The 24078-nt window shown below is 71.6% G+C and carries 24 protein-coding genes; 9 read left to right on the forward strand and 15 right to left on the reverse strand.

Going from position 1 to position 24078, the window contains the following annotated elements; translation table 11 throughout:
* Nucleotides 1-79: 79 nt before the first annotated feature.
* The 5 genes from D3P35_RS03125 (at nt 80) to D3P35_RS03145 (ending at nt 4821) form a co-directional block, all read left to right on the forward strand.
* Nucleotides 80-1102 (forward strand): ABC transporter permease, encoded by a 1023-nt coding sequence (locus D3P35_RS03125; protein WP_118132996.1) that lies wholly within the window; start codon nt 80-82, stop codon nt 1100-1102.
* Between the two features lie 82 nt (nt 1103-1184).
* Entirely contained in the window at nt 1185-2129 is a 945-nt protein-coding gene (locus tag D3P35_RS03130; RefSeq protein ID WP_118132997.1) for an ABC transporter substrate-binding protein, read from the forward strand.
* Between the two features lie 54 nt (nt 2130-2183).
* Complete coding sequence (locus D3P35_RS03135) at nt 2184-2981, forward strand: ATP-binding cassette domain-containing protein (protein ID WP_118132998.1); 798 nt, start codon at nt 2184-2186, stop codon at nt 2979-2981.
* Between the two features lie 309 nt (nt 2982-3290).
* The gene (locus D3P35_RS03140; protein WP_118132999.1) at nt 3291-4328 is read left to right on the forward strand and encodes an AI-2E family transporter; all 1038 of its coding nucleotides are present in this window, start codon (nt 3291-3293) and stop codon (nt 4326-4328) included.
* Nucleotides 4329-4350: 22 nt separating this feature from the next.
* Nucleotides 4351-4821: an ion channel gene (locus tag D3P35_RS03145; protein WP_118133000.1), complete on the forward strand. Its 471-nt coding sequence runs from the start codon at nt 4351-4353 to the stop codon at nt 4819-4821.
* A gap of 228 nt (nt 4822-5049) precedes the next feature.
* Here D3P35_RS03145 and D3P35_RS03150 read toward each other — a convergent pair whose 3' ends face one another.
* The 9 genes from D3P35_RS03150 to D3P35_RS03190 all read right to left on the reverse strand — a co-directional run bounded on the left by D3P35_RS03150 (nt 5050) and on the right by D3P35_RS03190 (nt 14615).
* The gene (locus D3P35_RS03150; RefSeq protein ID WP_118133001.1) at nt 5050-7002 is read right to left on the reverse strand and encodes an FUSC family protein; all 1953 of its coding nucleotides are present in this window, start codon (nt 7000-7002) and stop codon (nt 5050-5052) included.
* On the reverse strand, nt 6999-7598 hold the full coding sequence (locus tag D3P35_RS03155; RefSeq protein ID WP_118133149.1) for a MarR family winged helix-turn-helix transcriptional regulator: 600 nt from the start codon (nt 7596-7598) through the stop codon (nt 6999-7001). The genes D3P35_RS03150 and D3P35_RS03155 overlap by 4 nt, the downstream gene beginning before the upstream one ends.
* A 146-nt stretch (nt 7599-7744) precedes the next feature.
* Nucleotides 7745-8929, reverse strand: coding sequence for an NAD(P)/FAD-dependent oxidoreductase (locus D3P35_RS03160; protein WP_118133002.1), 1185 nt, complete (start codon nt 8927-8929; stop codon nt 7745-7747).
* 10 nt (nt 8930-8939) lie between these two features.
* Nucleotides 8940-9959 (reverse strand): VOC family protein, encoded by a 1020-nt coding sequence (locus tag D3P35_RS03165; RefSeq protein WP_118133003.1) that lies wholly within the window; start codon nt 9957-9959, stop codon nt 8940-8942.
* A gap of 127 nt (nt 9960-10086) precedes the next feature.
* On the reverse strand, nt 10087-10800 hold the full coding sequence (locus tag D3P35_RS03170) for an ABC transporter ATP-binding protein (protein WP_118133004.1): 714 nt from the start codon (nt 10798-10800) through the stop codon (nt 10087-10089).
* A complete protein-coding gene (locus D3P35_RS03175; RefSeq protein ID WP_118133005.1) occupies nt 10784-11527 on the reverse strand; it encodes an ABC transporter ATP-binding protein in 744 nt (247 codons plus the stop codon). Before D3P35_RS03175 ends, D3P35_RS03170 begins: the two co-directional genes overlap by 17 nt.
* Nucleotides 11524-12474 carry a branched-chain amino acid ABC transporter permease gene (locus tag D3P35_RS03180; RefSeq protein ID WP_118133006.1) on the reverse strand — a complete coding sequence of 317 codons (951 nt, stop codon included), beginning with the start codon at nt 12472-12474 and terminating at the stop codon, nt 11524-11526. The genes D3P35_RS03175 and D3P35_RS03180 overlap by 4 nt, the downstream gene beginning before the upstream one ends.
* Nucleotides 12471-13355: a branched-chain amino acid ABC transporter permease gene (locus D3P35_RS03185; RefSeq protein ID WP_118133007.1), complete on the reverse strand. Its 885-nt coding sequence runs from the start codon at nt 13353-13355 to the stop codon at nt 12471-12473. The genes D3P35_RS03180 and D3P35_RS03185 overlap by 4 nt, the downstream gene beginning before the upstream one ends.
* Before the next feature lie 78 nt (nt 13356-13433).
* Entirely contained in the window at nt 13434-14615 is a 1182-nt protein-coding gene (locus D3P35_RS03190; RefSeq protein WP_118133008.1) for an amino acid ABC transporter substrate-binding protein, read from the reverse strand.
* 214 nt (nt 14616-14829) lie between these two features.
* Here D3P35_RS03190 and D3P35_RS26040 point away from each other — a divergent pair, with 214 nt between their 5' ends.
* Complete coding sequence (locus tag D3P35_RS26040) at nt 14830-15423, forward strand: TetR/AcrR family transcriptional regulator (protein ID WP_157982017.1); 594 nt, start codon at nt 14830-14832, stop codon at nt 15421-15423.
* Between the two features lie 19 nt (nt 15424-15442).
* On the opposite strand, the gene D3P35_RS03205 is transcribed toward D3P35_RS26040, so the two are convergent.
* A complete protein-coding gene (locus D3P35_RS03205) occupies nt 15443-15850 on the reverse strand; it encodes a DUF2177 family protein (protein ID WP_118133009.1) in 408 nt (135 codons plus the stop codon).
* Nucleotides 15851-16013: 163 nt separating this feature from the next.
* Between D3P35_RS03205 and D3P35_RS03210 the strand changes: the two genes are divergently transcribed.
* The 3 genes from D3P35_RS03210 to D3P35_RS03220 are packed head-to-tail and all read left to right on the forward strand — an operon-like array spanning nt 16014 to nt 19386.
* Complete coding sequence (locus D3P35_RS03210) at nt 16014-17339, forward strand: NAD(P)/FAD-dependent oxidoreductase (protein WP_198670444.1); 1326 nt, start codon at nt 16014-16016, stop codon at nt 17337-17339.
* Nucleotides 17336-18154, forward strand: coding sequence for a DUF1365 domain-containing protein (locus D3P35_RS03215; protein WP_118133011.1), 819 nt, complete (start codon nt 17336-17338; stop codon nt 18152-18154). The genes D3P35_RS03210 and D3P35_RS03215 overlap by 4 nt, the downstream gene beginning before the upstream one ends.
* The gene (locus D3P35_RS03220) at nt 18139-19386 is read left to right on the forward strand and encodes a cyclopropane-fatty-acyl-phospholipid synthase family protein (protein WP_118133012.1); all 1248 of its coding nucleotides are present in this window, start codon (nt 18139-18141) and stop codon (nt 19384-19386) included. The genes D3P35_RS03215 and D3P35_RS03220 overlap by 16 nt, the downstream gene beginning before the upstream one ends.
* A gap of 968 nt (nt 19387-20354) precedes the next feature.
* On the opposite strand, the gene D3P35_RS03225 is transcribed toward D3P35_RS03220, so the two are convergent.
* The 5 genes from D3P35_RS03225 to D3P35_RS03245 all read right to left on the reverse strand — a co-directional run bounded on the left by D3P35_RS03225 (nt 20355) and on the right by D3P35_RS03245 (nt 24075).
* On the reverse strand, nt 20355-21116 hold the full coding sequence (locus D3P35_RS03225) for an SDR family oxidoreductase (protein ID WP_118133013.1): 762 nt from the start codon (nt 21114-21116) through the stop codon (nt 20355-20357).
* 1 nt (nt 21117) lies between these two features.
* Nucleotides 21118-21759, reverse strand: coding sequence for a ChrR family anti-sigma-E factor (locus tag D3P35_RS03230; RefSeq protein WP_118133014.1), 642 nt, complete (start codon nt 21757-21759; stop codon nt 21118-21120).
* Nucleotides 21756-22364, reverse strand: coding sequence for a sigma-70 family RNA polymerase sigma factor (locus D3P35_RS03235; RefSeq protein ID WP_232830352.1), 609 nt, complete (start codon nt 22362-22364; stop codon nt 21756-21758). Before D3P35_RS03235 ends, D3P35_RS03230 begins: the two co-directional genes overlap by 4 nt.
* Nucleotides 22365-22594: 230 nt before the next feature.
* Nucleotides 22595-23281 (reverse strand): GntR family transcriptional regulator, encoded by a 687-nt coding sequence (locus tag D3P35_RS03240; protein WP_118133016.1) that lies wholly within the window; start codon nt 23279-23281, stop codon nt 22595-22597.
* A 5-nt stretch (nt 23282-23286) separates the two neighbouring features.
* The gene (locus D3P35_RS03245; RefSeq protein WP_232830367.1) at nt 23287-24075 is read right to left on the reverse strand and encodes an ABC transporter permease; all 789 of its coding nucleotides are present in this window, start codon (nt 24073-24075) and stop codon (nt 23287-23289) included.
* Nucleotides 24076-24078: the final 3 nt, after the last annotated feature.

A 24078-nucleotide genomic window follows, 5' to 3' on the forward strand; every position in this document is an offset into this window, starting at 1 on the left:
CATTCAAGGCGGTTGACGCGGGCGGATCCAGCCCTCAGTATGTTTTTAATAATTAAAGTCAGATCATCGGGGAGGAAAGATGGTCGAGTTCACAGAACGCAAACCTTCTGCGCGCTGGAAATTCCGGCCCTCTGCGGGCCTGTTCCACCGGATGTCGGCCTTTCTCACGCTTCTTCTGCTGATCGCGGCGTTTTCCTTCGGCAATGCAGCATTCCTGTCGGTCAACAACGGGCTCACCATCCTGTTGCAGACCTCGGTCATCGGCCTGCTCGGCATCGGCATGACCATGGTGATCATCACCGGCGGCATCGACCTGAGCGTGGGCTCGGTGCTCGCGCTCTCGGGCACGGTGACCGGCATGGCGGTGAAGGCGGGTCTGCCGGTGTTGCCGGCCATGGCGGTGGGCGTGCTGGTGGGGGCGGCCTGCGGGCTGTTCAACGGCTTCGTCATCACCAAGATGCGGATCACCCCCTTCGTGGCCACGCTGGGCATGATGCTGATCGCGCGCGGCCTTGCGCTGCAGCTCACCGGTGCTGCGCCGATCTCGCAGCTCGGCGAGGCCTTCGGCGTGCTGGGCAACGGCGCGCTGTTCCGCATGGTCGAGATGGGGGCGAACGGCTTTCCGAAGGTGATCTTTCCCGGCATCCCCTACCCGGTGATCCTGCTGGCGGTGGTGGCGCTGGCCGCGGCCTACCTGCTGCGCCGCCGCCAGACCGGCCGGCACATCTACGCCACCGGCTCGAACGAGGAGGCGGCCCGCCTCTCGGGCGTGCGGGTGCACCGCACCAAGATCATCGCCTACACGCTCTCCGGCGCGCTGGCCGGCCTTGCGGGCAACGTGCTGATGTCGCGGCTCATCACCGCCCAGCCCAGCGAGGGCGTGATGTACGAGCTCGACGCCATCGCCGCGGCGGTGATCGGCGGCGCCTCGCTGATGGGCGGCGTGGGCAATGTCTCGGGCACGATGATCGGCGCCTTCATCATCGGGGTGCTGCGCAACGGGCTCAACATGGCCGGCACCTCGGCCTTCATCCAGCAGATCGTCATCGGCTTCGTCGTGATCGGCGCGGTCTATGTCGACCAGATCCGCAACCGGCGCTGAGGCGCGCGCGGGCGGCACACCGGGGCGCTGAAGCCCCGGGACAACAAAGATAAATCGCAAACGCGACCAACCGGAGGACACCATGAAGACCACCCTCGTGCCCGTGCTCGCAGCCGGGCTTCTCGCCGGGGCGGCGGCCGTATCGGCCCAGGCCGGCGAGATCGCCGTGATCGTGAAGACCACCAGCTCCAACTTCTGGCAGAACGTGAACCGCGGCGCGCAGGCCGCCATCGAGGGCCAGTCCGAGCACACGCTCAGCTTCGACGGCCCGGCCTCCGAATCGGCCATCGCCGACCAGGTGAACCTGGTGGAGAACGCCATCAACCGCGGGGTCTCCGGCATCGTGCTTGCCCCGTCCGACCCCGAGGCGCTGGCGCCCGCGGTGAAGCGCGCCTACGAGAACGCGATCCCGGTGGTGATCATCGATTCCGCCCTCGCCGACAGCGCGCAGGGCACCTACCAGGCCTTCCTCTCCACCGACAATTGCGCCGCCGGCGAGGAAGTGGCGAAGATGATGATCGACGAGGTCGGCACCGAGGGAAAGGTGGCGATCATGTCCTATGTCGCCGGCGTGGGCTCGGAGATCGGCCGGGTGGGCTGCTTCACCGATTACATCGAGGCGAACTCCAAGCTCGACATCGTGGGGCCCTACTACTCCCAGTCGCAGATGGCGCTGGCGCTGAACCAGACCACCGACGTGCTGGCCGCGAACGGCGACCTGAAGGGCATCTTCGGCGCCAACGAGCCCACCGCGGTGGGCATGGGCCGGGCGCTGGTGCAGTCCGGCAAGGCCGGCGAGATCGCCGCCATCGGCTTCGACGGCAACGGCGACCTGCAGCAGTTCGTGCGCGACGGCACGCTGAAGGCCACCGCCGTGCAGGGCTCGTTCCAGATGGGCGAGGAGGGCGTGAAGGCGGTGATGGAGATCCTCGCCGGCAACAGGGTCGAGCCGCAGATCGACACCGGCGTGGTGCTGGTGACGCCCGACAACATCGACGACCCCGTGGCGCAGAACGTCCTCTACTGAGCCTGTCCGCCGGCCGGGCACCGCCCCGGCCGGCCCTCACACCGGAGAGCCTTCATGAGCCAGCAGCCCCGCGACAGCGCCCCCCTCGTCGAGATGATCGACATCGAGAAGCATTTCGGCGGCGTGCGCGCCGTGAACGGCGTCTCGCTCGACCTCTGGCCCGGCGAGGTGGTGGGCGTGCTGGGCCATAACGGTGCCGGCAAGTCCTGCCTGATGCGCATCCTCTCCGGCGCGATGGCGCCCAATGGCGGCGAGATCCGGGTGCGCGGCGCGCGGGTGAGCCTCGACAGCCCGCATGACGCGCGTGCGCAGGGCATCGAGACCATCTACCAGACCCTCGGCCTCGCCGACCATCTCGACGCGCCGGCGAACCTGTTCCTCGGCCGCGAGCTGAAGACCCGCTTCGGCAATCTCGACGACAGGCGCATGCTGCGCGAGGCCCGCGAGGTGCTGCACCGGCTCAACCCCAACTTCCGCAATCTCACCGACGCGGTCTCGCGCCTCTCCGGCGGGCAGCGGCAGGTGATCGCCATCGCGCGGGCGATCTACTTCGACGTGAAGATCCTGATCATGGACGAGCCCACTGCCGCGCTCGGCCCTTCCGAGACCGCGATGGTGGCCGAGCTGATCCAGAAGCTGCGCGCCGAGGGCATCGGCATCTTCCTCGTGAGCCACGACCTGCACGACGTGTTCGACCTCTGCGACCGGGTGGTGGTGATGAACAAGGGCGTGCGCGTGGGCGCGCACCGCATCGAGGAAGTGAGCAAGGACGACGTGCTGAGCCTGATCATCAAGGGCGAGCTGCCGCCCGGCTGGCGCCCGCGCCACCTCGAGGCCGCGCCCGCGCACTGATCCCCGACGTGCACTGATCCCTGTCGCCCCGCGCCGCCCGCACCGGAGCAGGGCGGGACGGCGCGCCGGCATGCATGCCGCATGCCGCTTTCCGGCGGAGCCGGAAAGTTGATCCGGTGCCCGGATCATGCGCGCCCCGGCGTTCCGCCCCGGCGGGGGGCGCGAGGCGGGGCATGTCGCCGGGGCCCCCGGGCGACCGGCCGCCCGGCATCCCGGCGCGGGTGCGATTGACGCGGGCCCGCCCGCCGGCCCATTCTGGGCCTGGCCGGTGCGCGCAGCGTGCGGCCGCGGAACCGGGGCGGGGCAGGAATGGACGACGGCTGGAAATACACGCGGGCACTGATCGCGGTGCTGGCGACCATCGCCTTTCTGGTGATCGCGCGGCCGGTGCTCATCCCGCTCGTGCTGGCACTCTTCGTCTGGCTCATCCTCAACGTCACCTCGCGCGGCAGCCGCCGGGTGCTGCACGCCATCGGGCTCGACAGCCATGCCGCCGCGAAACTGCTCAGCATCCTTGTGGTGAGCGCCACTCTGGTGCTGCTCGGCGCGCTGGTGGGGCAGAATGCCTACGAGATCGCCCAGGCGCTGCCGCATTACGAGGAGCGCCTCGACACAGTGCTCTCCTCGCTGATGCGCGCGGCGCGGATGAACGAGACCGTGGCGATCTCCGACCTGCTCGACCGGCTCGAGCTCACCCCCATCCTGCTCAGCCTCGCGGGGTCGATGGCGAGTTTCCTCTCCTCGCTGGTGATCGTGGTGGTCTACGTGCTGTTCATCAACCAGGAGGCCGGCGCGGCGGAGGCCAAGCTCGCCGCCGTCATCTCCGACCCGGTGGAGCGCGAGCGGGTGCACCGGATCATCCGCCGCATCATCACCGAGATCGACGCCTACATGGGGGTGAACATGTTCTGCGGCGTGATCCAGGCGGTGCCGACATGGGCCGTGCTGGCGGCCGTGGGGGTGGATGCGCCGGTGTTCTGGGCGGTGGTGATCTTCATCACCAGCTTCATCCCCACCATCGGCACGCTGTTCGGCATCGTGTTCCCGGCGCTGATGGCGCTGGTGCAGTTCGACACCTTCACGCCCTTCGTCGTGGTGCTCGCGGTGATGCTGCCCGTGCAGCTCTTCGCCTCCAACTACCTCGAGCCGCGGATGATGAGCAGTTCGATGAACCTCAGCGGCCTCGTGGTGCTGGTGGGCATCTTCGCCGGCGGCGCGATCTGGGGCATCGTCGGGGCGCTGATCGTGGTGCCGGTGCTCTCGGTGATGATGCTGATCTTCGCGCAGATCCCCTCGATGCGGCCGGTGGCACTGCTGATGTCGAGCGACGGCCGGCTCGAGGACTGACCCGCAGGAAGGAGAGCGCGCGATGGCCAACCTGCTGCTCGGACTGGCGGTGACCGTGGCCTGCACGGTGATCGAATGCGCCATCCTGGCGTTTCTCGGTGCGCGGGTGCGCCACCACCTGGCGCACCACCCGCCCAAGGGCTTCGTGCAGGACACGGTGCTGATCTCGGGCACGCTCATCCTGCTGCTGGCGGGCAACCTCGCCCAGGTGCTGGTCTGGGCCCTCGTGCTGCAGGCCCTGGGCGAGTTCGGCGCCCTGATGCCGGCCTACTACTTCGCGCTCACCAGCTTCACCACCCTGGGCTACGGCGACGTGCTGCTGAGCCCGGAGCGCGCCATCCTCGGGCCGCTGGCGGCGGCGAACGGCGTGCTGATGTTCGGCCTCTCCGGCGGCGTGCTCATCTGGGTGCTCGGTGCGCTCACCAGCTTCTCCGAGGGCCTGCGCGCCCCGTCGCCGGGCCGGGACCGGCCCCGGGACGGGGATCGGGGCTGAGGCAGCCGGCCGGGCCCGGGCGCACAACGGGCAGTCCCCCCCCGCGCAGGGCGCATCGGCCGGCGCGGGAGGAGGCGGAGCCCGTGGGCCTGCCCCGCCCGCCCGGTCCTCCGGCAGATCCGTCCCGCCGGGACGCAGAGCAGGCAGTGCCGCAGGGCCCGGCCGCAGCCGCGGCGCATCGCGGGGCCGGCGGGGCTCAGTCGCGGCGGGGCCCCGCATGCGGCGCGCTCAGAGCCTCGCGTCGCGGAAGAAATCGCGGTTGTCGGCGAGGGCACGGGCCGCGCCGCCCAGCAGGGCGGGGTCGCCGCGTGACAGGGCGGAGAGATGGCGGGCGGTGGCCGCCAGGGCGCGGGCCGCGCGCTCGGGGTTGCGGCGGAGGGCGGCGAGCCGGTGCAGGGCGGCCTCCAGCCTGCGCGCGGTGCCGGGGCCCAGCCCGGGCGCAGCCGCCAGGTCCTGCAGGTGCAGGATGGCCCGGCCGAGCAGCAGCACCGCGAGGCTGCCCCGGGTTGCGGACACGCCGGCACGCGGGCTCTTCTCGCTCGCGCTCGCCAGCCGCAGCACCCGGTGGTTGAGCCGGGCCTGCCACACCGGGCGGCGGTCGCTGCCGCCGCGCCGGGAGGCCATGTCCTCCAGCTCGCGGACCATCATCGCGACCAGCGTGTCGCGCCGGCGCTGCGGGCTGGGCGGGAAGATGTGGCGATAGGCGAACCAGGCCAGCATCGGTGCCATCGGCACGGCGACGGAGATGGCGAGCGAGTCGCCGAAACTGCCGGTCAGCGGCCAGTGCGGCTGCAGGAGCAGCAGCAGCACCATGTTGTAGTCGAACCCCAGCGGCTGGCCGCGCCGGTGCCCGGACAGGAGGGCGCCGAGCAGCACGAAGGGCATCACCAGCGCGATCTGCCCCGCCGGGCCGCCCGCCAGCGGCCAGGCCAGCCAGTGGCAGGCCAGCGCCGCCGCCGCGCCGCAGAGCTGGCCGAGGAAGACGAAGCGCATCATCCCCGCCGGGTTGTCGAAGGTCGAGAACAGCGAGGTCATGATCGCCGTGCCCAGCAGCACGAAGGGCCCGATGTGCCAGCCGGTCACCACCCAGAGCAGGCCGAGCGCAAGCATGGTGGCGGTGGCGCGGATGCTCGCCTCGCGCGCGCCCACCCAGTCGCGGTGGAGCACGAGGCGCGGGCGGCGGCCGGCGGCTGTCGTGGGCGCCGTTGCGTGCAGCGGTCGCTCGCGCAGGGCGGCGGCGAGATCGGCGAGGATGTCGGCCGCGTCCGGGAGCGCATCCGAGGCCATGCCCGCGCCCGCTGCCGCGCCTGGCCCGCGGCGCGGGCCGCCCGGAAGCGCCGCCCGGGCCCGGTCGATGCAGGCGGCGGCCACCGGGCTGCCGCCGGGCACGCCGAGCGCCAGGGCAGCGTCGTCGAGCGCCGCGTGCACGGCGGCGGGCACCGCCTCCGCATCGCGCCCGGCGAGCCAGAGCACCGCCGCCACCTGGGCCGAAAGCAGCCGGCGCATGGCCCGCGCCGCCTGGCGGGAGCGCAGCGAGCCGGCGGCATGGGGGTCGAGCGCCTCCTCGAGAGCGGCCATCTCGGCGAGAAGCTCGCGCGCCGTGGCGGCCCCGGCGCCGCCGGGCCTTGCCAGGTGCTGCAGCAGCCGGGTGGTAAGGCGGCGCATCCGGCCGGCCAGCACGTCCTCCGCCGCCCGGCCGGCGAAGAGCCAGCCGATGGCGAGCGCCACGAGCACCCCCGTGAGCACGGTGAGCATGCGGTCGGCCCCGAGCGCGAGCATGTGCCCGGGATAGGCCGTGTCCAGCAGCGAGACCATGGCCGCGGTGTAGCCGGCCAGCATCACCCCGTAGGAGGTGAAGCTGCGCAGCAGGTTGCCCAGCCCGGCGCAGAAACCGATCCAGGCGGCGAGCCCCAGCACCAGCACCAGCGGGCTGCCGGCCGCCCCCGCCACCAGCGCGATGCCCGCGAGCGTGCCCAGCACCGTGCCGGCGACGCGGAACAGCCCCTTCTCCAGCAACTGCCCGCGCATGGGCTGCGAGGTGGCCCAGACCGTCATCCCCGCCCATTGCGGGTGCTCCAGCCCCAGCGCCCAGGCGATCCACAGCGCGATGCAGGCGCCGAGCGCGGTGCGCAGCGCGAACCCCAGCCGGGGCCGGTCGAAGCCGAGGGAGGCGAGGGTCATCGGCCCGGCCTCGCGGCGGTGCGGGGCATGGGCGCGGCCGCCTCCGGCTGCGTGTCACCGTCTGGGCCGGTGCCGGAGCTCGTGTCCGAGCTCGGGCCCGTGTCTGTCCCTGCATCGGCGCCCGTGCCCGTGCCCGAGTCGGGGCCGGGGGCGGCGCGCAGCAGTTGCAGGCGGGTGTCGATGCGCTCGAGCGCCGACATCATGGCGTCGAGCTCGGCATCGTCGACATCGGCCAGCATCTCGGCCTCGGCCACCTCGAGCACGGTGCGCAGCTCCGCCACGGCGGCGTGGCCGGCGGGGGTGAGCAAGAGCCGCCGGGCGCGGCGGTCGTCGGGGTCGGGCTGGCGTTCGACGAGCCCGTCGCGGCACAGGATGTCGAGCAGGCGCACCAGGCTCGAGCCGTCGATGCCCACCAGGGCGGCGAGCTCCTTCTGGCTGATGCCGCCGCCGGAGCGGTGCAGGTGCACGAGCGGTGTCCAGGTGGCGTCGGTCAGGCCGGTGCAGGCGATGCGCTCGTCCAGCGCGCGGCGCCAGCGGCGCGCGACACCAACGAACAGCACGCCGAAACGGAAGCGGGTGGTGGCGGATCGGGTCATGCCGGAGTGATTTACATGGAAATGATTGGCATTCAAATCATTTCCATGCATGGCCGCCATGCCGGCAATCCGGAGGCGGCATGCCCGGCACCATCGGCGGGAGCGCGGGGGCGCCCGGCCCCGCCGCGGCGGGGACCGGGAAGGGGTCAGGCGGTCTCTGCCTCCGCCCGCGCCGGGGCGAGGGGCGGGTCGGTTTCCGGGCCGGTGCCTGTGGGGGTGCTGTTTGCCGCCCGGGCCACCTGGCCCTGCACCCAGGGGTCGGCCATCGCCGCGGCCACCACCCGGGCGCGCACCGCGTCGGGCAGGAAGGTGGCCTCGCCGTAGAGGCAGGACCACTTCTGGCAATGGTCGACCAGTTCGCGCTCCGCCGCCTCCCAGGCGGCGAGGGCGGCGGGGATGTCGCGCGCGTCGCGCACGCCTTCGAGGTGGCAGGCGAGGGCGAGGCCGTTCTGCATCGCCATGCCGCCGCCCTGGCCGAGGTTGGGCGGCTGGGCATGCGCCGCATCGCCGATCAGCGCCGCGCGCCCGGCCGACCAGCTCTTCACCCGGATGGTGGAGTAGAGCCCCCAGCTCACCTCCGGCCCGATGCGCCCGATCAGGTGCGCCCAGTGCGGGAAGCTCGCGGCCCAGGAGGCGATGTCGACCGGGATCTGCCGCCCCGCGCTGTCCGAGCCCGGGCAGGTGAGGGCGAGATAGATCTCCGATCGCGAGATCGGGGTGATGAGCAGCCGGCGGGTGCCGTTCCAGTTCTCGATGTAGCGGTCCCGGCCATCCTCGCCGAGATCGGCCTGGGTGCCGGGGACGAGGGTGCGCAGGGCGCCTTCCACGGTCTGCTCGTGGCTCAGCTCGAGCCCCAGCGCGCGGCGGCACATCGACCACACCCCGTCCGCCCCCACCACGAGATCGGCGCGCACCGTCTCGCCGGAGGCGAGGGCGAGCTTGCCGTGGGCGCTGGCCCCGGTGACTTCCGCGCCGGTGCGCACCGTCACCCCGGCGGCCAGGGCCGCGTCGCGCAGCGCGCCGAGCAGCACGCTGCGCGGCACGGTGACGAGGCGCTTGTCCGCCGGCAGGGGGCCGGGGTCGATCACCGCGTTGGTGCTGTCGCGCTGCTCGAAGGCGAGGCCGCGGAAGGGTTCGGCCAGCACCGCCTCGGCCGCGCCGAGGGCGCCGAGCACCTTCAGCCCGTTCTCCCAGATGTAGATGCCCGAGCCGGAGGCCCGCAGGGCGGGCTGGCGTTCGAGCACCGTCACCTCCCAGCCGCGCAAGGCGAGGGCGGTGGCGGCGGCGAGCCCCCCGAGCCCGCCGCCGGCGATTGCTGCACTCAGTGCCATGACCGCCCCCTCAGACCGCGAACTCGAGGGGGACGGTGCCGCGCTGCGTCACGTCGATGTCCACCGGCCGGCGCACGTAATACTCGGAGAGCAGGCCGTCGGGGTCGCGCAGGTAGAAGGCGCGCTTCCAGGGCAGGTCGACCTCGGCCTCGATGGCGATGCCGGCACCCTTCAGCTTGTCCACCGCCTCCTGCAGCTTCTCCTCGCTCTTCAGCTCGAAGCCGGAATTGCCGAACCGCGCCTCCGGGCCGGAGACGATCACGAGGTTGTAGAGGTAGTTGGGCAGCGCGCTGGCGAGGTAGATCACCTCGCGCCCGCCGTCCTTCTGCCGCGAGGCCACGCGCATGCCGCCGATGCGGCAGTAGAAATCCTCGAGCGCGGGAAGCTGCGCGGTGTGCAGCACCGCGTGGGTGAGGCGCTGGGGGTGGACGAAGGCGGTCTCGACATAGCGCAGCACCGGGTTCTCGTCGTAGCGGCTGTCGGTGAAGCCCTCGGCGGTGAGCGGGTCCCAGGCGGAGGTGATGAGCTCCTGCGGGCCCGAGAGCACCGAGCGCCAGTCCTTGATCGTGTCGCAGTAATACTCGTTGTAGTTGCCGTCGGGGTCGAAGATGTAGACCGAATGCGCCACCTGGTGGTCGACGGTCATGTCGGTGTCGATGCCGTCGGCCTTCAGGGCGCGGAAGGCGTCGACGAGGTCCTTCTCGTTCTCCAGCTCCCAGGCGAGGTGGTTGAGCCCGGGTGCGAGGCCGATGGTGCCGGGCAGCTGCAGCAGGCCGTTCTTGCCGTAGCGGTCCTTGCCCTTGGTGGTTTCCATCATCCCGAGGTCATGCGGCGTGTGGCCGGTGCCGAGGAAGGTGGCGATCAGGTCGGGCTCGGTGAACTCCACGTTCAGGCCGCAGAACTGGTTGTAGAAATCCTCCGAGGTCTGGAGGTCCTCCACCCAGAGGTTCACGTGGCCGATGCGGCGGGGGGTGAAGTATTTCGGCTTCGCGGCCGGGCGGGTGCCGGCGTCTGTCGTGTCGGTGGTCATCTTCGGGTCTCTCCTCTGCTGGGTCTGCCCTGTCGTGCGGGTGCAGGGCTCCGTCTCCCGCCGGGGGGCGGAAGCGCGGGGGTGGGCCGGCCCGGGGGCCGGCGGTAAAAACGGGGGGGCGGGGCTCCTACATCCCGAGGTAGCTTTCGCGGATGCTGTCATCGGTGAGCAGGGCCGCGCCGGTGCCGGATTTCACCACGCGGCCCTCCTCCATCACGTAGGCGCGGTCGGCCACGGCGAGGGCGGAATACACGTTCTGCTCAACGAGGCAGATGGTGGTGCCGGCCTCGCGGATGCGCAGCACCGCGTCCATCACCTCCTCCGCCATCACCGGCGAAAGGCCGAGCGAGGGCTCGTCGAGCAGCAGCAGCCGGGGCCGGCTCATCAGCCCGCGGGCAAGCGCGAGCATCTGCTGTTCGCCGCCCGAGAGCGCGCCGCCCTGCGCGTGCCGCCGCTCCGCCAGCCGGGGGAAGAGCGCGTACATCTCATCGATGCGCGCCGCCGCCCCGGCCCGGGCCCGGCGGGCATAGCCGCCGATGGTGAGGGTTTCGTGCACGGTGAGCTCGGGGAACACCATCCGCCCCTCGGGCACCAGCGCGAGGCCGAGCTCCACCCGGCGGTGGGCGGGCAGGGCGCCCACCTCGCTGCCTGCAAAGCGGATGCTGCCGGCGCGCGGTGCCACCAGCCCGGAGGCGGCGCGCATCAGCGTGGTCTTGCCCGCACCGTTGGAGCCGATGACCGCGGTGATGCCGCCCTCGGGCACGCTGAGCGAGACGGCGTGCAGCACGCCCACCTCGCCGTAGCCGGCGTCGAGCCCGGCGATCTCAAGCAGGCTGGACATATTTGCTCTTCCCCAGGTAGGCCTCGATCACGCGCGGGTCGGCCGCCACGGCCGCGGGCGCGCCCTCGGTCACCTTGTGGCCGTCGTGCAGCACCACGATGCGGTCCGACAGGCGCATCAGCGCCTTCATCACGTGCTCGATGATGATGATGGTGAGGTCGTGCTCGGCGCGCAGGCGGCGGATGAGCCCGAGCGCGTCCTCCGCCTCGCTGGCGTTGAGCCCGGCGAGCACCTCGTCGAGCAGCAGCAGCTTCGGCCGGGTGGCCAGCGCGCGCGCCACCTCCAGCCGCTTGCGCCCCGCGAGGTTGAGCGCGCCGGCCGGGCGCTCGGCGCGGTCCGCCAGCCCGGTGGCGGCGAGGATGTCGAGTGCCACCCTGCGCGCCTCGGCGGGCGAGGCGAGGCGGCCGCCGCCGTAAAGTGCGGCCGCCGCGACATTCTCCGCCACGCTCATGCCGGCGAAGGGCCGCACGATCTGGAAGGTGCGGGCCACGCCCAGCCGGTTCACCCGCTCGGGCGGCAGCCCGTGGATGCGCCGGCCCTCGAGCAGGATCTCGCCGGAGGAGGGCGCCACGTTTCCGGCCAGCATCGACATGAGCGTGGTCTTGCCGGCGCCGTTCGCGCCCATCAGCCCGAGGATCTCGCCCCGGCCGACATCGAAGCTCACGTCGGACACGGCGAGGATGCCGCCGAAGCGCCGGGTGACATTGCGGACGGAGAGCAGGCTCATGCGCGCGCCCTCCCCGCGAGGGCCGCGAGCCGGCCCGAGAGCCCCTCCGGCACGAAGAGCACGAAGCCCACCAGCAGCACCCCGAGGATGACGAGGTAGAGCTGCGGCGCGGTGGACCAGAGCAGCTCGGAGAGCAGCCCCACGAACACCGCGCCGAGCACCGCGCCGGAGGCCCGGTCCGAGCCGCCGATGATCGCCATGGTGATGATGGAGAAGGAGGTGGCGGGGCTGAACATCTGCATCGGCTCGAAATAGGTGGCGCGCAGCACCCAGACCGCGCCCACCATGCCGGGGATGAGGGCGGAGAGGGTGAAGGCCAGGGTCTTCAGCCGGGTGGCCGGCACGCCGATGGTGACGGCGGCGGTCTCGTCCTCGCGGATGGTGCGCAGGCCGATGCCGAAGCGCGAGCGCCCGATGGCCCGGGTGAGCAGCGTCGCCGCCACCGCGAGGCCGAGCATGATCCAGTAGAGCGCCGCCGGCGAGGGCCCGCCGAACAGCAGCCGCCCGCTGGAGCCGGAGGCGGCCTCGAGCGCGATCACCACGAATTTCACGAACTCGGCGATGCCCAGCGTGAGGATGACGAAATACGGCCCCCGCACCCGCAGCGCCACGTAGCCGACCACCAGCGCCAGCGCGCCGGAGGCGAGGCCCGCCAGCGGCAGCAGCCCCCAGAGCGGGATGTCGCGCCAGAACACCGCCATCACGTAGGCGCCGAGCCCGTAGAAGGCGGCATAGCCGAGCGAGGCGTAGCCGGTCATGCCGGAGAAGGCGACCCAGCTCTGGGTGAGCGCCACCATGGAGAGGAGCTGCAGCGCCACCGACAGCCAGTAGGCCCCGGCGAGGGCGGGCAGGGCGGCGAGCAGGCCGAGGAGGGCGAGCAGTGCGACCGGCGCGAGGCCTGCGGGCAGGGCGCGCGGGGCGGGGCGGGTATCGGCTTCCGCGCTCATGCCAGCCTCCGGCCCATCAGCCCCTGCGGGCGCAGCGACAGGATGGCGATGAACACGCCGTAGATCAGGATCGAGCGGTAGGCGGAGGAGGTGAGCGCCGCGCCGTAGATCTCGATGAAGGCGAGGAGGATGCCGCCCAGGATGCCGCCGGCGAGGTTTCCCAGCCCCCCGAGGATGATCACGATGAAGGCCGCGATGGTGTAGGGGAAGCCGCCGAAGGGGGTGATCTCCTCCGTCATGCTCACCAGCGCGCCGGCGAGCCCGGCGAGGCCGAAGCCGAGGCAGAACACCATGAGGTTGATGCGGTCGGCGTCGATGCCGATCAGCGCCGCCGCGTCGCGGTTCTGGATCAGCGCGCGGGCGGCGAGGCCGAGGCGGTGGAAGCGGAAGAAGCCCACGCAGGCGAGCGTGACGGCCGTGCCCACGCCGAGGATCACCAGCCGGTTCAGCTCCACCCGGCCGCCGCCGAGGTCGATGAGCGTGTCGAGATAGTCGTAGGAGCGCGGGTCGGCGGCGAAGGCGAGCGACATCAGGTTCTGGATGACGATCGAGACGCCGAAGAAGATGATCATCGAGTTCTGTTCCAGCCGGGCGGCCAGCGCCGCGCGGCGCGACAGCGGGCGGAACACGGCGAGGTAGAAGGCGCCCCCCAGCCCGGCGGTGAGCGCCACGGCGGCGAACATCGAGACCAGCGCGCCGGTGCCGGTGAGGGCGAAGGCCCAGTAGGCCACGTAGCCGCCGATCATCATCAGCTCGCCATGCGCCACGTTGAGCAGGCGCATCGTGCCGTAGACGAGGTTCAGCCCCAGCGCCACGAGCACGTAGATAGAGGACAGCACCAGCGCCGCGATGAGCAGCTGCATCGAGAATATCTGATCCATGCGGGACCTCCGGATCAAGGAGTGCGGTAAGGCCGGGGCGCGCGCGTGGGGCGGCCCCGGCCGGCCTCGGGGCGGGGGTCAGTCCGCCGGTGCGGAGATCTTCGCCACCGGGGCGGAGGCCTCGGCCTCGGGCCAGACCACCTGGGTCTTGCCGTCCTGGATCTGCAGGAACATCACCGGGGTCTCGACATTCTCCACCCCCTCGAAGCGCACCGGGCCGTTGATGGTGTCGAAGGTCATCGAGGAGATCGCCTCGCGCAGGGCGTCATGGTCGAGCCCGGCCTGCGCCACCGCCTGCTGCAGGATCTCCACCGACATCCAGGACAGGGCGACATCGAGATAGTCCGGCTCCTCGCCGAAGCGCGCGGTATAGGCCTCGAAGAAGGGCATCGCCCGGGGCCATTCGGCCTTGTAGGGCGTCCAGTGGCCGATGGTCATCATGCCGTCGAGCGCGGGGCCGAACATCTTCTTGAAGAAATCCGCCGAGGGGCCGAGCAGCATGAACTGGTAGGGCACGTCGAGCCCCTGCTCGCGCGCGGCGCGCATGTAGAGCACGCCGTCGGGCGGCAGGTCGAGGATGACGGCCGCGTCGGGCTGTGCCGCCTTGATGGCCGAGACCACCGAGGTGAGGTCCTTCGCGCTCATCGCGTATTCCTCGTCGGCCACGATCTCGATGCCGGCCTCCTCCAGCGCCGGGCGGAAGTATTTCGCCACTTCCTGCGGGAAGGGCGACTGCTGCATGGCGAGGCCCACGGTCTTCACGCCCTGCGCCTTGAGCAGCTTCGCGAACTCCGGCGCCATCGTGTCGGCGAAGGCGGAGGTGGGGAACCAGATGTTGCCCGGCTCCAGCTCCTTGAGCTGCACCGAGGCGGCGGTGGAGCCCACCACCGGGAAGCCGTAGCGCTCCAGCACGCCCACGATGGCGAAATGCGCCGGGGTGGAATGCGGCGAGAGCAGCAGGTCGACCTTGTCGTCGGTGATGAGCTTCTCGTAGATGCCGGCCTCATTGGCGAAGTTGGACTGGTCGTCGTAGACCACCAGCTCGACGGGCCGCTTCTCGCCCTTCACGTCGAGCCCGCCGGCGGCGTTCACCTGGTCGACCCAGAGCTCGTAGGCCTGGAGCTGCGGCGCGGCGGCGGGGGCGATGGGGCCGGTGCGGGCGATGCCCACCCCGATGCGCACCGGGTCTGCCGCGAGGCCCGGGACGGCCCATGCGGCGGCGAGCGCCAGGGCGGCGATCGTGCGGAATGCAGGTTTCATTCTTGGTTTCCCTGTTGGCTGGCAATCCTGTCCCGTTCCCGGAAAAAGGCTTTCCGGGCCGGGAGTTCTCGTTGGATGGAGGCACCTTTGCGGCGCTTTAGCGAACGTGATTCAGTTTTGTGACCGACCCGCGAGTCTGTCAATAGCGAATGGCGTTCGGTAAAATTTCATGCCATAGCACCCGCTCGAGGAACCGAGCAGACGGAGGCGGAGCATGCGCCCGAAGAGTGATGATGTGCGCAAGGCGATACTCGCGGCGGCGACCGAGCTGTTCACCCGTGACGGCTACGCCGCCACCACGATGAGCCGGATCGCCCGCACCGGGGGCATGTCGACGTCGAACCTCTACGTCTACTACCCTTCCAAGCTCGCCATCATGCTGGAGATCTACGAGCCCTGGCTGAAGGAGCAGGTGAGCGCGCTGGAGGCCCGCGTGGCGGCCGAGGAAGGGGCGGAGGCGAAGCTCCGCTGCCTCGTGCGCGGCATCCTCGAGGACATCCCCGCCGACCCCGACGGCTACACCCGCGCCCTCGTGCAGGCGGTCTCGGTCACCGGCCCACCGGACGGCTATACCTCCGACCTGCTGCGCTGGGCGGAGGGGCGGATCCTGGAGATCCTAAACCAGGTGGGAGATTTCGGCCGCGCGGGCGTGAGCCCGGAGGCGATCTCCTACATGCTGATGCTGATCTTCGACGGCGTGGGCCTGCGCCGCGACCTGCCGCCCCGCCCGGAGCTCAGCGCCCGGCTGCACGAGGCGATGGTGAGCCTGCTGCTCGCCCGGGTGCGGGCCCCGGCCGAGCCGGCCTGAGCGGGCCGGCGCGGGGGGCTCAGCCGGCGCCGAGCGCCCGGGTGCCCCAGTAGCCCGCCAGCGCCGAGACCCCGGTGAGCGCGGTGCCCCAGGCGATGTCGATCACCACGATCTTCACCGGCCAGTCGCGCAGGGTGGCGTAGTTGGTCATGTCGTAGGTGGCATAGGCGAAGAAGCCGAAGAGCGCGCCGCGCAGCAGCGCCTGTGCGGCCGCAGCCTCGGCCAGCGCCGGGGCCACGGCGAAATACACCACCCCCACCACGTAGACGAGGTAGAAGCCGGCGGCGGCGGCGAGGTTCGGCCGCTCGCGCATCAGCGCCCCGATCTCCTGCATGTAGAGCCCGGTGGCGATGCGCGACAGCCAGACATAGTCGATGGCGAAGAACACGACGGCGGTCACGAGATAGGCAATCGAATACTGGGCCATGGCTTTCCTGTCGGGTCGGGCCCGCCGGGGCGGGGGATGTCGCTGCGCAATACGCAGGCCTGCGCGCGGCGGATCACCGCGGCAGGCGATTTCCCGCCGCGGCCGTGATCCGAAATGCCCCGCCCCGCGTAGTCCGTTCATGGGAACGCGTTCGGAGCAAAGCATGAATCCTCTCAAGATCGCGGTGATCGGCTCGGGCATCTCCGGCCTCTCGGCGGCCTGGCTGCTGGCGCAGCGCCATCAGGTGACGCTCTACGAGACCGAGGGCCGCCTCGGCGGCCACGCCAACACCGTCGACGTGGATACCCCCGCCGGCCCGGTGCCGGTGGACACGGGCTTCATCGTGTTCAACGAGCTCAACTACCCCAATCTCACCGCGCTCTTCGGCCGGCTGGGGGTGGAGAGCCGGGCCACGCAGATGAGCTTCGCCTTCTCCGCCGACGGGGGGCGCTACGAATACGCGGGCTCCGGCGCGGGCGGCTTCTTCGGCCAGCCGGCAAACCTGTTCCGCCCCGACCACTGGCGCCTGCTGCGCGACGTGAGGCGCTTCTTCCGCACCGCGCAGGCCCGCGTGCAGGCCTGTCCGGAAGACACGCCGCTGGGCGCCTTCCTCGCGCGGGAGGGCTATGGCGAGGGCTTCGTGAACCGCCATATCCTGCCGATGGGGGCGGCCATCTGGTCGACCTCCGCCGCCGGCATGCTCGACTTCCCGGCCCGCAGCTTCATCGATTTCTACGGCAACCACGGCCTGCTGCGGTTCCGCGACCGGCCGGCCTGGCGCACCGTGTGCGGCGGCAGCCGGGAATACGTGAACCGGCTGCTCGCCGGCCGGGGCATCGAGCTGCAGCCGGGCAACGCGGTGAACCGGGTGGTGCGCCACCCCGGCTTCGTCCACGTGACCGACGGGCGCGGCACCGAGCGGCCCTTCGACCACGCCGTGCTCGCCACCCATGCCGACCAGGCGCTGGGCCTGATCGACGCGCCGGATGCGCGCGAGCGCGAGGTGCTCGGCGCCTTCTCCTACCAGGACAACACCGCCGTGCTGCACCGCGACGCGCGCTGGATGCCGAAGCGCCGGCGGCTGTGGTCGTCGTGGAACTACATGGCCCGCGGCGGCAGGGGCGAGGGGCTCTGCGTCACCTACTGGATGAACCGCCTGCAGGGGCTGGCGAGCCCGGTGGAGCATTTCGTCACCCTCAACCCCTGGGAGGAGATCCACCCCAAGGCGGTGGACGCGCGCTTCACCTACCGCCACCCGGTGTTCGACGCCGGCGCGCTCGCGGCACAGCGCCGGCTCTGGGCGCTGCAGGGCCCGCGGCGCACCTGGTTCTGCGGCTCCTACGCCGGGCACGGCTTCCACGAGGACGGGCTGCAGAGCGGCCTCGCGGTGGCGGAGGAGCTGGGCGGTGTCACCCGGCCCTGGCAGGTTGAAAACCCTTCCGGCCGCATCACCCTTGCCCCTGCGGCAAGAATGGAAACGGCGGTATGATGCCCGACATGATCTACGAGGGCGAGGTGCGCCACACGCGCCTGCGCCCTGTCACCCACGCGCTGCGCTACCGGGTCTTCGCGCTGCTGGTGGACGTGGGCGAGCTGGGCGGCCTCGGGGCGCGCCACCGCATCCTGTCGCACAACCGGCGCAACCTGCTCGAGATCCGCGACGCCGATCATGGCGACGGCGGCCCGATCGGCGACTGGCTGTTCCGCCTCGCCGCCGCCAGCCCCGGCGGCGGGCTGGTGCGCCGCTTCGAGATGCTGTGCTACCCGCGCGTGCTGGGCTATGTGTTCAACCCGGTGACGGTCTATTACGGCTACGACGCCGGCGGGCGCATCTGCCTGATGGTCTACGAGGTGAACAACACCTTCGGCCAGCGCCGCACCTACGTGCTGCCCGCCCGCCCCGATGCGAAGGGCCATGTGCACCAGACCTGCGACAAGGCGCTCTACGTCTCGCCCTTCAACGATGTCTCGGGCGCCTACAGCTTCAACCTCACCACGCCGGGTGAGCAGCTCGGCCTCGGCGTGGCGCTGCGCGATGCGGGCGGGCCGCTCCTGAAGGCGCATTTCGCCGCGCGCGGCCGGCCGCTCACCGACCGGGCCCTGCTCGGCGCCCTGCTACGAACGGGGTGGTTGACCGCGAAGGTGATGACCGGCATCCATTACGAGGCGCTGCGGCTCTGGGCGAAGGGGCTGCGGCTGAAGCCCCGCCCCCGGGGCCCGGTATCGGCGGTCAGCCACGGGGTGCCGATCAGACAGGGGGCGCCGACCGCAGTGCAGGAGGCCGAGGCATGCTCACCGAACTGACCCCCCGGACAGGGACCGAAGGCACCGCGCGCCGTCCCTCGCCGCTGGAGGCGCTGGTGCTGCGCATCGCCCGCCGCGTGCTCGACTGGGAGCCGCAGGGCGCGCTGGTGGTCGAGCTGCCCGGCGGCACCCGCCTGCGCTTCGGTCGCGCGGGCGACGCCGCCGAGCCGGTGCTGAAGCTGCGCAACTTCCGGGTGCTGCGCGCCGGCCTGCGCTCCGGCGCCATCGGCTTCGCCGAGGCCTACATGGACCGCGACGTGGAGTGTTCCGACCTCACCGCCCTGTTCCGCTTCTTCCTGCGCAACCGCGACAACCTCGCCCGCTCCGGCCGGCGCTTCTTCCGGGTGCGCGGGCTCGACCGGCTGGCCCACCTGATGCGGCGCAACTCGCGCTCGGGCAGCAAGCGCAACATCATGGAGCATTACGACCTCGGCAACGCCTTCTTCCGCGCCTGGCTCGACGGCGAGATGGTCTATTCCTCCGCCATCTACCCCGACGCCGGCAGCACGCTCGAAGAGGCGCAGCGCGAGAAGCTGGCCCGCATCGTCGCCCTGCTCGACCTGCGGCAGGACCGCGCGGCGGAGGTGCTGGAGATCGGCTCCGGCTGGGGCGCGCTCGCCTGCATGGCGGCGGCCACGGGCGAGACCCGGGTCACCGGCCTCACCCTGTCGCACGAGCAGCTCGCCTTCGCGCGCGAGAAGGCGGAGGCCGCCGGCCTCGCCGCGCGCTGCGATTTCCGCCTCGAGGATTACCGCGACACCGGCGGGCTCTACGATCGGATCGTCTCCATCGAGATGATCGAGGCGGTGGGCGAGGCCTACTGGCCGCAGTATTTCCGCGTGCTGGGCGAGCGCCTGCGCCAGGGCGGCTCGGCGGTGATCCAGGCGATCACCATCGACGAGGCGCATTTCGAGCGCTACCGCCGCTCGGCCGATTTCATCCAGCGCCACGTGTTCCCCGGCGGCATGCTGCCCACCCGGCAGGTGATCCGCGAGCAGGGCGCGCGCGCGGGCCTCACCCTCGACCACGTGGAATGCTTCGGCGCCTCCTACGCCCGCACCCTTGCCGACTGGCGCCACCGCTTCGAGGAGGCCTGGCCGCGCATCGCCGAGCTCGGCTTCGACGAGGGCTTCCGCCGCCGCTGGCGCTACTACCTCGCCTATTGCGAGGCGGGCTTCGAGGACGGGCTCATCGACGTGGGCCTCTACCGCCTGCGCAAGGCCCCGGCCTGAGGGGGCGCGCAGGGGACAGCCGCCGGCGGAGACCCGCGATGCCCTGCCGTGCGCAGCCCATGTCACCGGCACCGTGCGCCTTTCCGCCAGCGATCCGACATGCCGGAGGCCTCCCGCCTCTCCGTTGACACCCGCGCTGCGCGCGAATGTCGCCTCCGCGTTGGGCCGTGCCGCTCCGCCGTGCGGAGCGGCGGCCCGACTTCACCGATCGGACATGGAGGCGGCAGGTGCGTGCCTTGCGAACGCGAGCCCGAACACAGGGGGCGAGGGACGCGCCCGACCCTGGGTGGGCGCAGCAGCGCCCGCGGTCGGCGGTTTATCGTTAAAGTCCCGGGGCCAGGATTGTGCGGCGGGTGACATCGCCATCGCGCCCTCCCGGGGGGAGCGTCGGGCGCGGCCCGGGCTGATCGCCCGGGCGAAACAGGTGAATTCGCGGTGCGCTTCTTGTCCTCAGGAGAGGACTTTGCAGGTTGCGGGACCATCGCCGCCTGCTGCAGCGGGTGCGCGGGTCATCCGTCATGGACACGAGGCAAAAGACCGGACGCAGACGGGGGAGCGAGGCGTGCGCTCCTTTGCGCCTTGCCCGGTGACCGCGTCGGGACGGTGACGTTCGGCCGCATCGCCCAGACGCTCTCGGCAAGCAACCGCGTGCATCTCGTCGGGGCATCGAGAGCCTGGCCATGGAAGGGGCCTGATCAAGGATCTGGCGGCCGGCTTCCTGCAGGCGGGTGCGCCGGGGCCGTGCCTGTTTGCGAACCCACGCCGGGGCACGGGCGCGGGCGCCGGGTGCGCAGCACCCGGCCCGGCCCAAGGGTGCGGTCACCGGCAGGTGGGCGCATCGCGGGAGGGCCCCGGCCGACAGGCCTCGCGAGGGTGGGGGGGAGTCCTCCCGTCCTTCGTCGACCCGCCCCTGCGGGGCGGGTCTCCTGCGGTTTGGGCCGGGCCGCGCGTGCCGCGCGGCGGGACGGTCAGCGCTTCTGCTTCATGACGAAGCGGCGGATGGCGCGGAAGTAGAGCGCGTCGGGGAGGATGCGGAGCAGGGCCATCACCCGGGCGAAGCCGCGCGGAAAGGTGATCTTCCAGGCGCCGCGCTCGAGGCCGCCGAGGATCTCGCGCGCGGCCTCCTCCGCGGTGACGATGGAGGGCATGGGAAACGGGTTGTCGCGCGTCATCGGCGTGTCGACGAAGCCGGGGCAGATCACCGTTACCCTGATGCCGCGGGGGGCGAGCTCGCAGCGCAGGGTCTCGGCGAGATTGATCAGCGCCGCCTTTGTCGGGCCGTAGGCGATCGCCTTGGGCAACCCCCGGTAGCCCGCCACCGAGGCGGTGATGGCGATGTGCCCCGCCCCGCGCGCCAGCATGGGGGGCAGCAGCGCCTCCACCGCGTTCACCACGCCGAGGTAGTTCACCTCCATCCCGCGGCGGATCGCCTCCGCATCGAGCGCCTCGACATCCATCAGCGCCCATGTTCCGGCATTCAGCACCGCGAGGTCGACGGGCCCCTCCGCCTCCAGCGCCGCGACGCAGGCGGCGACGGCGGCGCGGTCGGTGATGTCGAGGGGCCGGGCCTCGAGCGCGGGTGCCGTGGCGGCGAGGGCGGCGAGCTTCTCCTCCGAGCGGGCGGAGAGCGCCACGCGCCCGGCCGTGGGTGCCATGAGCCGGGCGAGCTCGGCGCCGATGCCCGAACTCGCGCCGGTGATCCAGACCGTGCCCCAGCGCGTCCCGTCCATGTCAGATGCCCACGAGAGGCTGCAGCAGCCGGCTGACCAGCCCCTTGAAGCGGGTGGGGCGCTCGGTGGCCACCAGGCAGATGCAGGGCGCGCCCGGCTCCACCCGCGGCTGGTGCTCCACGTGCTCGTCGAGATCGGCGATGTCGCCGGGGCCGAAGCGGCCGAGCGCGTCGCTGTAGGCGCCCGAGAGGATCAGCGTCATCTCCGCCCCGCCATGGCCGTGCTCGGGCACCGCCTTGCCCGGGCCGATGTGCAGCATGTAGAGCGGCGAGGCGCTGCCGGTGCGGATGCGGTGGCGGCGGATGCCGGGCGCCACGGTCTTCCAGGGCACGTCGTCGAGCCGGGGGCCGATGTAGCGGCGCAGGGGCTGGGGCACGTCGCCGGGCTCCGCCTCGGCCAGGCGTGGGGCGGGGGCCGGCGTGTCGAGCCGGGCCAGCACCTGCTCCAGCGCGCGGGGCGCGAGGGCGGTTTCCTCCGTGTCCTCGAGAAGGCTGCCGCCGAGCTCCTCGGCGAGGCGCACGGCGCGGCGGCAGGCCGGGCACATGGCGAGATGCGAGGCCACGACCACGGCGAAGGCCTCGTCGAGGTCGCCGCTCGCGTAGCGCAGGATGGTGGCGTCGTCGAGATGATGAAGCACGTTCATCTCAGCTCCTCCAGCCGGTCCTTGAGCCTGCCATAGGCGAGGCGCATCCGGGATTTGACGGTGCCAAGCGGCAGCTCCAGCCGCCGGGCGATCTGGGTTTGTGACAGGTCGTGCGCATAGGCGTATTCGATGATGGTTCTCTGGTCGTCGGGAAGGGTGGCGATGGCGGCGCCCACGTGCTCGCAGATCTCGGAGGAGAGCACGCCCTCCTCGCCGTCGGGGGTGTCGGAGGCGAGCTCGAGCGCCTCCACGTCCTCGTAGGGCCGGGCCGAACCGCGGCGCAGCCGGTCGATGCGGGCGTTGCGCGCGATGGTGAAGATCCAGCCCTGAACCGAGCCGCGGGCGGGGTGGTAGAGGTCGATCTTGCGCCAGACGGTGAGCATCACGTCCTGGGCGAGGTCGTCGGCCTGGGCGTGATCGGCACCGGCGCGGATCATCAGCGCCTTTATCCGCGGGCCGAAATGGGCGAAGAGCGCGGCGAAGGCGGCGCGGTCGCGCGCGCCGGCGATGCGGGCCACGAGGGCGCGGTGCTCGGCGCGCAGCCGCGCGGCTTCCGCCTCGCGCAGGGCCCGCGCCTGTTCCTGTTCGCTCCGGAGGTCGGACACGGCATATCCCGGTGGTTGCTCGATCAATCTGGCCGATTGCATGCGCTGCTCCCGCTTCGTCCACGGGTATACGCGGCAGGCGCGGCGCCGGATCACCGGCCGGACCACAAGAGCGCAAAAACCCCGCCGATGCGAGTCATGCCGTGGCCGCGCGCCCCCGGGGGCGCTCCCGGTCGCCCGGCGGGCGGCCTCGCCGCGGGCGCCGGCGGCGGCCCGGGCCCCGGCCCGCCTCAGGCCTCCAGCAGGGCGGCGCGCACCTGGCGCCAGGCGTCGTAGACCAGGCCGGAGGTGACGGTCTCGGCGCTCTGGCCGTCGCCGCTGCGGATGGCGCCGATCATCTGCTCGTTCGAGCCGATGAGCATGCGCACGGTCTGCGGCGCGCGCTGGTAGGCCCAGTAGCGGTAGCGCAGGGCGGGCTTGTTGAGCTGGCCCAGCAGCTTCTGCAGAACCGGGTTCGGCAGGGCTGCGTGGATATGGTCGGTGAGGCGGACATTGGCCTCGAAACAGCCGGGAAGGTCGCCGGCGGCGAAGGTCTCGCGCATGCGCTGCACGTGGGCATCGAGCGCGTCGGCGATGGCGCGGTGCTCGGGCGCCGTGGCGAGCAGGGCGGCGGCGGTGGCCTCCAGGCTCACGCGGCACACGGAGATGTCGTCGAGGTTGGCCACCGAGAGCTCGGCCACCCGCACCCCGTAGCGCGGCCGGCGGGTGACGAGACCGCTCGCCTCGACGATCTGCAGCGCCTCGCGCAGCGGCGAGCGCGAGACGCCGTAGCGGGCGGAGAGCTCGGTCTCCACCAGCTTGGCCCCGGGCGCGAGGTCGCCGCGGATGATCTCGCGCTCCAGCCGCCCGGCCACGTCGAAGCCGATGGGCTGGCGCTCGATCGGCCCGGCGGGGGCGGAGGGGGCGTCGGAGAACACGGGGATCAGAACCTCTGGACCTTCAGGCCGAAGAAACGGTCGGCCAGGATCACCGCCGCGAGGGTGAGGATGATGCTGACGGTGGAGACGGCCGCGGCCTCGGGGGTGAAATTGAACCTCAGGTAGTCGAACAGCTGGATGGGCAGCGGCGCGGAGCCGGTGCCCTTGAGCATGTAGGAAATGCCGAAGGTGTCAAAGGAGATGATGAAGGCGAAGAGCGCGCCGTTGATCATGCCGGGCTTGGCCAGCGGCAGGGTGATGCGCCGGAAGGCGGTGAAGCGCTTCGCTCCCAGCGAGCGGGCGGCGAGCTCGCACATCTCGTCCATCCCCTGCAGCGAGGTGACCACGTTGAGGAACACGAAGGGCAGGGTGATGAGCACATGGCCGGTGAAGAGGGCGATGTAGTACTCGGTGCCCACGCCGACCTCGTAGAAGAAGAACAGCAGCGCGATGGCGGTGAGGATCTCGGGCAGGATCAGCGGCATCAGGATGGCGATGCGCACGCTCTCGGCGCGGCGCTTCGCGTGGCGCACGTAGTAGAGGGCCGCCATGGTGCCGATCACCAGCGAGGCGGCGGTGGCCGCGAGGCCGAGCACCACCGAGAAGCCGATGGCGCGCAGGAACACCTCGTTCTCGAGAAAGGTGAAGAACCAGCGCAGCGACAGGCCCTGCGGCGGGAAGGTGAGGAAGTTGCCCGCGTTGAGCGAGGCCAGCACCACCACCACGATGGGCGCGAGCAGGAAGACGTAGACGAGCAGGCGGAACAGGCCCAGCAGGGCGGAGGCGAGGCGCATCTG

Source organism: Oceanicella sp. SM1341 (genome assembly GCF_003448965.1).
In the GTDB taxonomy this organism is placed as follows: domain Bacteria; phylum Pseudomonadota; class Alphaproteobacteria; order Rhodobacterales; family Rhodobacteraceae; genus Paroceanicella.